10 protein-coding genes are annotated in these 11,563 nt (G+C 63.6%); 7 read left to right on the top strand and 3 right to left on the bottom strand.

Annotated features, from left to right (window positions below):
* Positions 1-223 precede the first annotated feature (223 nt).
* From ABC383_RS27250 to ABC383_RS27240, 3 genes are all read left to right on the top strand, one after another.
* Positions 224-2,911, top strand: coding sequence for a bifunctional diguanylate cyclase/phosphodiesterase (locus tag ABC383_RS27250; protein WP_413019030.1), 2,688 nt, complete (start codon positions 224-226; stop codon positions 2,909-2,911).
* Between the two features lie 395 nt (positions 2,912-3,306).
* Entirely contained in the window at positions 3,307-4,266 is a 960-nt protein-coding gene (locus tag ABC383_RS27245) for a TAXI family TRAP transporter solute-binding subunit (protein ID WP_413019028.1), read from the top strand.
* Between the two features lie 87 nt (positions 4,267-4,353).
* The gene (locus tag ABC383_RS27240; protein WP_413019026.1) at positions 4,354-6,399 is read left to right on the top strand and encodes a TRAP transporter permease; all 2,046 of its coding nucleotides are present in this window, start codon (positions 4,354-4,356) and stop codon (positions 6,397-6,399) included.
* 738 nt (positions 6,400-7,137) lie between these two features.
* Here ABC383_RS27240 and ABC383_RS27235 read toward each other — a convergent pair.
* Both ABC383_RS27235 and ABC383_RS27230 read right to left on the bottom strand, forming a co-directional pair.
* Entirely contained in the window at positions 7,138-7,290 is a 153-nt protein-coding gene (locus ABC383_RS27235) for a hypothetical protein (RefSeq protein WP_413019024.1), read from the bottom strand.
* Between the two features lie 129 nt (positions 7,291-7,419).
* The gene (locus tag ABC383_RS27230; protein ID WP_413019022.1) at positions 7,420-8,967 is read right to left on the bottom strand and encodes a UxaA family hydrolase; all 1,548 of its coding nucleotides are present in this window, start codon (positions 8,965-8,967) and stop codon (positions 7,420-7,422) included.
* 143 nt (positions 8,968-9,110) lie between these two features.
* Between ABC383_RS27230 and ABC383_RS27225 the strand changes: the two genes are divergently transcribed.
* Positions 9,111-9,983 carry a LysR family transcriptional regulator gene (locus ABC383_RS27225; protein WP_413019020.1) on the top strand — a complete coding sequence of 291 codons (873 nt, stop codon included), beginning with the start codon at positions 9,111-9,113 and terminating at the stop codon, positions 9,981-9,983.
* Positions 9,984-10,013: 30 nt separating this feature from the next.
* On the opposite strand, the gene ABC383_RS27220 is transcribed toward ABC383_RS27225, so the two are convergent.
* On the bottom strand, positions 10,014-10,241 hold the full coding sequence (locus ABC383_RS27220; protein ID WP_413019018.1) for a hypothetical protein: 228 nt from the start codon (positions 10,239-10,241) through the stop codon (positions 10,014-10,016).
* Between the two features lie 224 nt (positions 10,242-10,465).
* Here ABC383_RS27220 and ABC383_RS27215 point away from each other — a divergent pair, with 224 nt between their 5' ends.
* From ABC383_RS27215 to ABC383_RS27205, 3 genes are all read left to right on the top strand, one after another.
* Positions 10,466-10,744 carry an SWIB/MDM2 domain-containing protein gene (locus ABC383_RS27215; RefSeq protein WP_194714736.1) on the top strand — a complete coding sequence of 93 codons (279 nt, stop codon included), beginning with the start codon at positions 10,466-10,468 and terminating at the stop codon, positions 10,742-10,744.
* Between the two features lie 62 nt (positions 10,745-10,806).
* Positions 10,807-11,130, top strand: a complete 324-nt coding sequence (locus ABC383_RS27210) for a hypothetical protein (protein ID WP_413019016.1) — start codon at positions 10,807-10,809, stop codon at positions 11,128-11,130.
* Positions 11,131-11,154: 24 nt separating this feature from the next.
* Complete coding sequence (locus ABC383_RS27205) at positions 11,155-11,556, top strand: DUF2784 domain-containing protein (RefSeq protein WP_413019014.1); 402 nt, start codon at positions 11,155-11,157, stop codon at positions 11,554-11,556.
* The last annotated feature ends 7 nt before the right edge of the window (positions 11,557-11,563 follow it).

Here is an 11,563-nt window from a genome sequence, read left to right as displayed (position 1 = left end):
TATACTGAGTGCAGGCAATGTTGATCGTGGCCTTTTGCAGCAGGCATGGAATGCGCGCGCCAATCGTGGAATGGGTTTTAACTAATGGTGACGGGCCATTTTTGAATGTAGGTTGGGGATCGATCGCCCGCGCCGTTCGATATCGATGGGGGCGCAAAAAGTAAAACGCGCCGGCTTGCAGCAGCTTACAATTGTCGGGCCCATTGCCGATGCGCCGACGACATTGACTTCCACACCACCGCTGCCGTTCAGTTCCGCCGAAAAGCTGCGCTATCTGAGCAGTAACCTGCGCGCATTGCTGGTCTGGCCGCTGGTGCTCGGCGCTGTAGCCACGGTGCTGTGGGGCGGCGCCTACTGGATCATGGAGAACGAGAAGCGCGCCCTCAGCCAGCGCGCCTTTGCCGATGCCTCGGCCCAGGCCAGGTCCTATGCCGAACAGCTGGACCGCATCATCGGCCAGATCGACTACATCATGCTGAGCCTGAAGTACCACTGGCAGAAGAGCGCCGGCGACGTGCTGCTGGAAGAGCAGGTCAAGCAGGGCCTGGTGCCGGCCGCGGCCGGGCTGTCCATCACGATCGTCGACCGGCGCGGCATGCCGGTCACGAGCACGCTGGCGCTGGGCCGCAATGAGCCGTCGATACGCGAGCGCGACTATTTCAAGGCGCACCGGGCAAAGGACCAGGGTCTGCTGTTTTCCAAGCCGGTCGACGGTTTGCGCATGAAGCGCCCGGTGCTGATTCTTTCCCGCCGCCTCGACGATGCGCAAGGTGCGTTCGACGGCCTGATCGTGGTGGCCATCGAGCCCGCCTACCTGACTTCGATCGCTGATTACACCGGCCTGGGCAGGGGTGACTTCATGGCGGCGCGCCGTGCCGACGGCGTGTTCCTCGCCGCCCGGATGATCGGCGCCGAGCCCGCCGCCGGGCCGGTGCTCAAGGAGGTCCCGGTCCTGCCGGCGCCTGCGGGTCTGCAAAAGATGACCGGCGCCCGCTTCGTGGATGGGCGAGTGCGCTATGTCGGCTGGCATCATGCCCGCAACTACCCCATGGTCGGGCTGGTCGGCCTGGCGGAAGAAAACCTGATGGCCGTCTATGAAGACCGGCAGCGCGAATTGCAGCTGATTGCGCTGGCAGGCAGCGTTCTCCTTCTGCTGGTGGCGGGGACCGGGATGGGTTATTCCGCCCTGCGCGTGCTGCGCCGGGAATATGCGCGGGAAGTGGAGGCGGCATACCGGCTGGCCACCGAGAGTGCGCGCGAAGGCTTTTACATGCTGCGCCCGCTGTACGACGGCCAGCGCCAGATCGTCGACCTGCTGATCGAGGACTGCAACGAGCGAGGGGCTCTCTATCGCGGCCTGCCGCGCGCTCAATTGCTGGGCAAGCGCCTGTCGGCCACCGCGCCCCTGCTGTTCCGGTCCCATATGCTGCCGGCCTGCCGGCAGGCGATGGAAAACGGTTTTTATGAGGACGAGGTGTATGTGCCGGCGCATGAGAGCCGCGAGCCGCAGTGGCTGCAGCGCCGCCTGGAGCGCTCTGGCATGGGCCTGGCGGTGACGCTGCGCGATATCACCGATGCCAAGCTGCAGCAGGAAACCATGCATCGCCTGGCCAATGCCGACCCGGTGACCATGCTGCCCAACCGGCACTGGCTGATGCGCCATTTGCCGGAGACGCTGGAGCAGGCCCGTGCCGCCGGCATGCTGGTGGCGGTGATGTTCGTCGACCTCGACGACTTCAAGAACGTCAACGACACGCTGGGCCACGCCGCCGGCGACGAGCTGCTGCGCGCGGCCGCGCTGCGCTTCAAGGCCCTTGTGCGGCCCGGCGACAGCATCGCCCGGCTGGGCGGCGATGAATTCACCATCATCCTGGCATCGGCCAGCAGCGAGGAGGATGTGCTGCATGTGGCGGGCCGCCTGATTGCCGCGCTGCGCGATCCCTTCACGACCGGCGGCGGCACCCGGCATACGGTGCAGGCCTCGATCGGCATCAGCCTGTTCCCGCGCGATGGCGACGACGGGCCGACCCTGCTCAAGCATGCCGACATCGCGATGTATGCAGCCAAGACCGCCGGCAAGGGCAATTATTGCCTGTACCGCGCCAGCCTCTCCGAAACCCTGATGCAGCGGGTGACGCGGCAGGCCGAGCTGCGGCAGGCACTGGAAGGCGACCAGTTCGAGCTGTACTACCAGCCGCGCGTCGATGTCGCCAGCGGCGAAATGACCAGCATGGAGGCGCTCGTGCGCTGGCGCCATCCGCAGCGCGGCCTGATACCGCCGGACGATTTCATCGGCTTGGCCGAGGAGAACGGCCTGATCGTGCCGCTGGGCGAGCAGGTGATCGCCAAGGCCTGTGCCCAGCTGGCGCAATGGCGCGATGCGGGCCTGCCGGTGGTGCCGCTGTCGGTGAACGTGTCGGCACGGCAGATCGACCGTGCCAGCGTCAGCGCCTGTCTTGCCCGCTGCATGGCGCGCCACGCCATCGAGCCCAGCCAGATCGAGGTCGAGATCACCGAGTCGGCCACCGTGGCCCAGGAAGGCATGGCAGGCGCGGAACTGGCCGCAATCCGCGCCCTTGGGGTGAAGCTGTATGTGGATGACTTCGGCACGGGCTATTCCTCGCTGTCGCAGTTGAAGCGGCTGGACATGGACGGCCTGAAGGTGGACCAGTCCTTCACGGCGCAGATCGCCAATGGCCCGGAGGATCTGGCCTTCTTCACCGCCATCCTGGCGATAGCCCATGCGATCGGCATGCGGGTCGTGGCCGAGGGCGTGGAGACGGCCCAGCAGCTGCACCTGCTGCAGCAGCTGCAATGCGACGAGGCCCAGGGCTATTATGTGTCCGCCCCGGTGCCAGCCCATGAGCTGGCAGTGCTGCTGACCAGGCGCTTCCTGTTCCCAGAGCCCTGACCGCTCCCAGGCCCGCATGGCGATGCCAGCGCGGCGATGCCGGGCCGCGCTACTGATGAGCTTGGCCTTATCTACAGTCTCTTCAAGGCGTCGTAGCAGTTGACGGTTTGTTGGAAGCATGTTTCCATGTGACGACTTCGACCATATCGAAGCGCAAGCGCTAAACGCTTGACGAGTGCCGGGCCGACAGGACCTGGTGCCTATAAAAGGAGACAGCAATGCACCCAATCACAGAAGGCGTTGGCACGCCGCAGGCATGGCCATGCCGTTTTCCACCGTCGCCCCAGGCGACGGACACGCTTTCCGGGCAAGTCCCTTGACGACGCCCGCCATTCCCGTCAAGAAGTGCTGAAGCACTCGACAATCCATCTATCCATCCATCTGAGGAGACAAGCATGATGACGAAATTACTGCGGGCTTGCGTGGCCACATTGGCGATTGGCCTTGCCGGAGTGGCAGGCGCCCAGAACCTGTCCATTGCCACCGGCGGCACCGGCGGCGTGTACTACCCGCTCGGAGGCGGCCTGGCGGCGGTGCTGTCCAAGCATGTGCCGGGACTGCAGGCCACGGCCGAAGTCACCGGCGGCTCGGTGGACAACCTGAAGCTGGTCGGCTCGGGCCAGCCCTATGTCGGCTTCAGCATGGCCGACGCGGCGCAGGATGCCTACAAGGGCGAAGACAAGTTCAAGTCCAAGAAGGTGCCGGTGCGAACCATTGCCGTGCTCTATCCCAACCGCATGCACCTGGTGACGGTGGAAGGGCGCAACATCAGCAAGCTGTCCGACCTGAAGGGCAAGCATGTGTCGACGGGCTCGCCGGGCAGCGCCACCGAAGTGATGGCGTTCCGCATCCTGGAGGCGGCCGGCTTGGACAAGGACAAGGACGTCAAGCGCGAACGCCTCTCGGTGGCCGAGTCGGTCAATGCGATCAAGGACAACAAGATCGATGCGTTCTTCTGGGTTGGCGGCCTGCCGACCGCCGCCGTGACCGACCTGGCCAACACGCCCGGCACCAAGCTCAAGATGATCGACCATGCCGAGACGGTGCCCGTGATGAACAAGAAGTACGGCAACCTGTACGTGACCGACACCATCCCCAAGTCCATCTACCACGGCATGACCGCGGACAACCAGCAGGCGACCGTGATGAACATCCTGGTGGCCAATGAGAACATGGACGACAAGACCGCCTACAACATCGCCAAGACCATCTTCGAGAAGCGCGACGAACTGATTGCGGTGCATAAGGAGGCGGAAAACTTCAAGCTGGAAAACCAGAAGACCAGCGCCACGCCGATCCCCTTCCATCCTGGCGCAGCCAAGTACTACGCTGAAAAAGGCATCAAGCTGAACTGATCGCCTCGATGCCAGCCTGCCCGGCTGCCCGCTGCTGCATGCGGCCGGCGGGCGGCAAGCCGCATGCTTAACGACACCGGAAACCTTATGACTGAAAGTAGCAAGCCGGACCCGGCGCTGGCCGCCGGCGTGGACGACGAGGCATTGAAAAAGGCGGAAGCCTATATCGAGGAAGAGGAAGGCGCGGCCAACCGCATGACCGGCTGGATTGCCGGCTTCCTGACCCTGACCGCGGTGGTGATGTCGCTGTTCCATCTCTACAGCGCCTATGCGATCGTTCCGACGCAGGTTCTGCGCCCGGTGCATCTGGCCTTCGTGCTGTTTCTGACCTTCCTGATCTTCCCGGTGGCGCGGCGCTTTCGCCATCGCATCATGTGGTGGGACTGGATCGCGGCGCTGCTGTCGCTGGTGATCATCGCCTATGCCATCATGGGCGGCGACGACTTCAACGACCGCAACACCATGCCCGAAACCTGGGACATCGTGCTTGGCGGACTGTTGATGGTGCTGGTGCTGGAAGCGATGCGCCGCACCGCCGGCTGGATTATGCCGGTAGTGACGATCGGTTTCGTGCTGTACGCACTGTACGGCGCCTACCTGCCGCAGCCCTGGACCCACAAGGGCTATACGCTGGGCCGGCTGGTGGGCCAGATGTACATGACGCTGGAGGGCATTTTCGGCGTGGCGCTGGACGTGTCTTCCTCGCTGATCATCCTCTTCACCATCTTCGGCGCCTTCCTGCAGTTCTCCAAGGCCGGCAAGTTCTACATTGACTTTTCCTTCGCCGCGATGGGCGGCAAGCCGACCGGCGCCGGCCGCACCGTGGTGCTGGCTTCCTTTCTGCTCGGCGGTCCTTCCGGCTCGGGCGTGGCGACCACGGTCACGCTGGGTTCGGTGGCCTGGCCAATGCTGCAGAAGGTAGGCTATGAACGCAATGCCGCCGGCGGCCTGCTGGCGGCGGGCGGACTGGGCGCGATCATCTCGCCGCCGGTGCTGGGCGCGGCGGCCTTCCTGATCGCCGAGTTCCTGAAGATTTCCTATCTCGACGTGCTGCTGATGGCGGCCATCCCGACGGTGCTGTTCTACCTGGCGCTGTTTTTGATGGTGGAAATCGATGCGCGCAAGTACGGCATGGGCAATACCGTGTTCGCCAAGGCAGACAGCCTGTGGAACCTGACGCGGCGCTACTGGTTTCATTTCGTGTCGCTGATATCGATCGTGGTGTTCATGCTGCTTGGCTATTCGCCGGTGCTGTCGGTGTTCTGGGCCACCATCGTCACCTTCTTCGTCAGCTTCCTCGACCGCGACTGCGCGCTGCTGTCCTATGACCTGTTCCGTGGCCGGGGTTCGGTATGGCGGCACATCGTCGATTCGCGGCTGGTCAAGGCATTGGAAGCCGGTTCGGTCGGCATGCTCAACGTCGCCGCCACCTGCGCCGGGGCCGGCATCATCGTCGGCGTGGTGACACTGACTGGCCTGGGCCTGAAGTTCAGCTCCATCGTGATCAACTATGCCGGCGGCTCGCTGCTGCTAACGGCGGTCTACACCGCGCTGGTGGTCTGGATCGTCGGACTGGCGGTGCCGGTGACGGCGTCCTACATCATCTGCGCGGTAATCACCGCGCCGGCCCTGACCAAGCTGGGCGTGCCTGACTTCGCGGCGCACATGTTCATCTTCTATTACGCGGTGCTCTCGGAAGTCTCGCCGCCAACGGCCCTGTCGCCGTTCGCCGCGTCGGCCATTACGGGAGGCGATCCGTACAAGACCACGATGCAATGCTGGAAGTACACGGTACCGGCTTTCCTGCTGCCCTTCATGTTCGTGCTCGACAGCAGCGGGCAGGGCCTGCTGCTGATGGGGTCGACCAAGGCCCTGGCCAGCGCGAACTGGTGGTCCATCGCGCAGGTCAGCCTGACCGCGGCGGCCGGCATCGCGGCACTGGCGGCAGGTTTTCAGGGCTGGATGTTCATCCGGACCAACTGGCTTGAGCGCACATTGCTGCTGGTGGCGGGATTTACCCTGGCCTATCCGGGGACGTTCTATGACCTGCTGGGATTGGGGCTGTTGATTGCTGCGGTGGTGATGCAGCAGTTGCGGGGGAAGGGGTTGGTGGCGGGATCACGGGTTGGGTGATGGAGTGGGGGCAAGTGCGGTGCCATTGCAGTTGCAGTACGCGCAGCGACAGTGGCAGTTGCAGTTGCAGTTGCTTTTGAAGTGGCCGTTGCCGTTGCCATTGCTTTTGAAGTTGTCGTTGCAGTTGGGTCCCGTTGATCGCGCCGTGACGTCGGTGCGTGGAGCGGGAAAAGGTGCGGCGTCTGTCTGAGCCAAGCGCAGCTTGGCGAGTTTAGCCGCGCTCCGCTCCATGCATCGACGGCACGGGCACCCTCGCGCAGCGAGGGCGCGATCACCGGGTCGCCTTTTTTTGCCTACTTTTTTTGGCGAAGCAAAAAAAGTAGGTCGCCCGCCGGGGCGAACACCCGGCCTAGTCATGACGACAGTGCAGTCGCGTTGGTTCACCCGGCGTGACGGCGTCACTGCGAAGCAGCAGTTGCTTTTGAAGTTTGACGTTTGAATTTTCAATACGAACGTCAACAACAACACCGACAGTGCTGCCCGTGCCTTGCCGGGTGACGCAAGACGGCTGCACTGCCGTGGAGACAAGCCGGGAATCCGTCCCGGCGGCCGGGTCACTTTTTTTGCTTCGCCAAAAAAAGTAACCAAAAAAAGGCGACCCGGTGATCGCGCCCCGCTGCGCGGGGTGCCCGTGCCAGCGGTACCCGGAGCGGGGCGCGGCTAAACTCGCCAAGCTAAAGCTTGGCTCAGACAGACGCCGCACCTTTTCCCGCTCCGGGCACTGCTGACACGGCGCGCTCAACGGGACTTCACGGCCACTTCAAAAGCAACGGCCACTTCAAAGGCAAAGGCAACGGCAACGGCCACTTCAAAAGCAACCGCCACTTCAAAAGCAACCGCAACTGTCGCTGCGCTTACGTCAAAAGCAACGGCAGAAGTAATGGCCACCACAACCGTAACTGCTCCAGCCGACATCCATTAGTTCGCCGCGCGTCATCCATGCTTCCCCGTTCAACAAGGTTGTGAACGACAATGCCCGCACCCAAAGGCCCGCCGTGCGCTACGTCCTGGCTTCCACCCTTAACTCATGATCCCGATCTGCCAGGGCACGAACTCGTTGTCCCCCAGCCCCAGCAACTCACTTTTGCTGGCCTCGCCCGAGGCCGTGCGCAGCATCAGCTCGAAGATCCTTTCGCCCATGGCCTCGATCGACATCGAGCCGTCAAGGATCTCGCCGCAGTTGATGTCCATGTCTTCCTCCAGCCGCTGATACATCGGCGTATTCGTCGCCAGCTTGATCGAAGGCACCGGCTTGGCGCCGAACATCGAGCCGCGGCCGGTGGTGAAGGCGATCAGGTTGGCGCCGCCGGCGATCTGGCCTGTGGCCGATACCGGGTCGTAACCCGGCGTGTCCATGAACACCAGGCCCTTGGCCGTTACCGGCTCGGCATAACGGTAGACCGCCATCAGCGGACCGGTGCCGCCCTTCATCGATGAGCCCAGCGACTTCTCGAAGATGTTGGCCAGCCCGCCTGCCTGGTTGCCGGGGCTGACCTGGCCGTTGATCTGCACGTCGCGCCCGACTGAATAGACATCCTTCCACCAGCGGATGCGCTCCAGCAGTTGTTCGCCAACTTCGCGGCTGGCGGAACGCCGAGTCAGGGTGTGTTCCACGCCATAGATCTCGGGCGTTTCGGACAGGATGGCGGTGCCGCCGTGCCTTGCCAGAAGATCCACCGCCGAACCCAGCGCCGGATTGGCGGTGATCGAGGAAAAGCCGTCCGAACCGCCGCACTGCAGGCCCACGCACAGGTGGCTGGCAGAAACGGTTTGTCGGTGTACCTGGTTGGCCGCCGGCAGCAGTTCGCGGACCGCCGCCACGCCGGCTTCGATTGTCTTCCTGGTGCCGCCGGTGTCCTGCATGACGAAGGTGCGTAGCAGCGGGCCGGCTTCCAGCTGCTCGTCCGCCAGCAAGCCGTTCAACTGGTTGCGCTCGCAGCCCAGGCCCACCACCAGTACCGCCGCCAGGTTGGCGTGGCGCGCATAGCCGGCCATGGTCCGACGCAGCAGCGCCATCGGCTCGCCCGTCATCTCCATGCCGCAACCCAGCGAATGGCTGAAGGCCACCACGCCATCCACGTTCGGATAGTCGGCCAGCCGCTCGGGCGAAAACCAGTCGGCAATGCGGCGCACCGCGGTGGCAGAGCAATTGACCGTGGACAGGATGCCGATGTAGTTGCGGGTGGCGACGCGGCCGTCGGCGCGGACGATGCCCTGGAAGGTCGCGCGCTGGCTTGCTGGAAGATAGTCGATGGGCGCGAACTCGGACGCATGCGCATAGTCGCGCTGGAATTCGCGGAACTCGGTGTTGTGGCCATGCACCAGCGTGCCGGCCGGGATGTCAATGGCGGCAAAGCCCACCACCACGTTGTATTTGCGGATTGGCTCATCCTTGCGGATCAGGCGCGACGCGATCTTGTAGCCGGCCGGCACCTGGCTGCGGCTGACGAAGCGCTCGGCCGGCACTTCCGTGCCGATGCCGATGTCGGTGCGGGCGACCACGACGTTGTCGCCGGGATGCAGGCGGATCACGGGGCCGAGAAATTGCTTGTGCGAGGTTTCTATCATTGATCTCTCCGGGTTAGGCATGGCCATATGAATTTCCGCTGGCCGCGATGCCGATTATTTGCCAGCACGACCTGAAATAAAAATTGATAATTCGGATGAACCTATTCGAACTCCGAATCAATCAGTCGCCTACCTGACAATCCATGGATATTTCGACCCGCCACCTGAAGGCGTTTCTGGCCCTTGCTGAAAAAAGGAATTTCACGCGCGCCGCGGAAGCCGCCCACCTGTCGCAGCCCGCATTCAGCATGCTGATCCGCAGCCTTGAACAAAATCTGGGCGTGCGGCTGTTCGACCGCGGCACCCGGCGCGTCGAGCTGACGGTGGAAGGCGGCGCATTCGCCAGGTCCGCCACCCGGCTGCTGGCCGAGTTCGATGGCGCGCTGGCCGAGATGCGCGACTACACCGCCTTGCGCACCGGCCGGGTGTCGATTGCAGCGCTGCCTTCGATCGCAGCCTGGCGGCTGCCGCCGGTGATTGCCCGGTTCAGGGCGCGCTATCCCCAACTGGAACTGGTGCTGCGGGACGTGACTGCCGATGATTGCCTGGATCTGCTGCGGCGCGGCCAGGTCGACTTTGCACTGACGGCTGCGTTGCCGTCGACCGAGTTCGAGGCCGAGCCGGCATGGCCGGACTGCTTTTTCGTGGTGTGCCCGCCGGACCATCCGCTGGCGGGCAGGGCGGCGGTCCATAGCACCGATCTGCTGGATTACCCGCTGGTGCAACAGGACCGCTACAGCAGCATCCGGCAGCAGGTCGACGCGGTGATGTTTCCGCAGCGGCTGAAAACGGCGATGGAAGTGTCGACCATGGCAACCGCCGCCGGACTGGTTGCCAGCGGCGTCGGCATTGCGATTGTGCCGGCGGTGGCGATGTTCCATTTCCAGCATGCGGACGTGGTGAAGATCCCGCTGTCCGACCCGGCATTCCAGCGTCACATCTGCATCGTGCGCCAGCGCGGCCGGCAGGATTCGATCGCCGCCGCGGCCTTCCTGGCGATGCTGAAGACGGACTGATTGCAGGCGGCCAGGCCGGGCTGAACGCAATCAGACTTCGGCGCTGGTGCGGATCACGGTGACACGGCTGATCAGGAATTGCCCGTCCACCACGACGCGATGCGGCACCCCGGCGACGTTGAAGCCCGGCCCGCCATCATCCAGCCATTGTTGTGCCAGCCTGTCGAATTCCTCCGGCTTCATGCGCAGCATCTGGGCACTGACGACGAATTGCGCGCCCGGTTTCTGCTTTCTGACAAATGCATCGATGGATGTCATCGCTTTTTCCTCTTTCATGAAGTTGAATGCCAGTGTAACGGCCATGCCGCAGTGGTGTTGATGTCCTTCAAGGAATGGCCAATCCGTGGCGGTTATGCAGCCCGGAGGAAGTAGGATAGAATTCGCGACGTTCCGGCTTTTCCGGCGCTTGAAGCGCAAAACCCCGCCTGATCCATTGCATGCGGGGTTTTGCGCTTTTATATGACTGAACTTTGGAGTAATTCATGGCAACAGCAGCAAAAAAAGAGAGCAAGCCAAACGCGGCGTTCATGAAGCCGGTGACGCCTTCGAAGGTGTTGGCTGAAGTGGTTGGTGCCGAGCCGATGCCGCGCACCGAAGTCACCAAGAAAGTATGGGACTACATCAAGAAGCATGATCTGCAGGATGCGGCCAACCGCCGCATGATCAACGCCGACGCCAAGCTGGAAGCTGTCTTCGAAGGCAAGAAGCAGGTCTCCATGTTTGAAATGACCAAGCTGATCTCGGCACATCTGAAGGCCTGAGTCACTGCCGCCGCTGTGCCGCCCTTCGCGCGGCATGCGGCCCGGCCTTCACAAGAGGCTGCATGAAATACCCTGTCACGCCCGATGGGCGTTACTTCGTGGTGCGCGGCAGGCTATGGCGCACCAGCAATCCGGCATTGCCTCCCGAGCGCCGCAGCACGCTGACCAGCGAGCTGATGCGCGCGCGCCGGGCCGTGGGTGTCGCGCTGCGCGCCGACGATGCCCACGCGCTGCGTGACGCGAGAGCGGCAGTCGACGCCGCCAAGATAGCGCTCGGCGAACGCGGCCCCGTCTGGTGGACCGATGGCGCGCCCGACTACAATCGCCATCTGGTCAAGAATTCTCCTTACAGCGACTGGCACGACAGCCTCGCTGCACCGGCCTGATCGTCCGTCTCCTCCATCTCGTCCATGTCTCATTCCGTTCTCGCCGACATGGTGCTGACCCTGCATGCCGCAGTGGTGCTGTTCATCGTCGGCGGGCTGGCGCTGATTTTCGCAGGCAACCGGATGGGCTGGCGCTGGGTCAATGGCTGGCGGTTCCGGCTGGCGCATCTTGCGGCAATCGGCATCGTGGTTGCGCAGGCGTGGCTGGGCCTGGACTGTCCATTGACCACGCTGGAGGCCTGGCTGCGCGGTCCGGATGAGATGGGCGGCCAGGCGGACGGATTCATCGCCTACTGGCTCGGCAGGCTCCTTTACTATCGGCTTCCGGCCTGGGTTTTCGTGCTGGCCTACAGCTTCTTCGGCGCGCTCGTCATGCTGGCATGGTGGCGTTATCCGCCCGTGCGCCGGCGGGCGGGCAGCGACTAGCAGGCTG

Origin of the sequence: Noviherbaspirillum phoenicis (genome assembly GCF_047237965.1) — a bacterium.
Classification (GTDB): Bacteria; Pseudomonadota; Gammaproteobacteria; order Burkholderiales; family Burkholderiaceae_D; genus Noviherbaspirillum_A.
Note: the sequence above shows the minus strand (reverse complement) of the source record. Positions and strands in the feature narration are given on the sequence as shown.

Excerpts from the sequence above, each read along its gene's own strand:
- ABC383_RS27245 (WP_413019028.1), top strand. The coding sequence starts at position 3,307 with ATGATGACGAAATTACTGCGGGCTTGCGTGGCCACATTGGCGATTGGC.
- ABC383_RS27240 (WP_413019026.1), top strand. The coding sequence starts at position 4,354 with ATGACTGAAAGTAGCAAGCCGGACCCGGCGCTGGCCGCCGGCGTGGAC.
- ABC383_RS27230 (WP_413019022.1), bottom strand. The coding sequence starts at position 8,967 with ATGATAGAAACCTCGCACAAGCAATTTCTCGGCCCCGTGATCCGCCTG.
- ABC383_RS27225 (WP_413019020.1), top strand. The coding sequence starts at position 9,111 with ATGGATATTTCGACCCGCCACCTGAAGGCGTTTCTGGCCCTTGCTGAA.
- ABC383_RS27220 (WP_413019018.1), bottom strand. The coding sequence starts at position 10,241 with ATGACATCCATCGATGCATTTGTCAGAAAGCAGAAACCGGGCGCGCAA.
- ABC383_RS27215 (WP_194714736.1), top strand. The coding sequence starts at position 10,466 with ATGGCAACAGCAGCAAAAAAAGAGAGCAAGCCAAACGCGGCGTTCATG.
- ABC383_RS27210 (WP_413019016.1), top strand. The coding sequence starts at position 10,807 with ATGAAATACCCTGTCACGCCCGATGGGCGTTACTTCGTGGTGCGCGGC.
- ABC383_RS27205 (WP_413019014.1), top strand. The coding sequence starts at position 11,155 with ATGTCTCATTCCGTTCTCGCCGACATGGTGCTGACCCTGCATGCCGCA.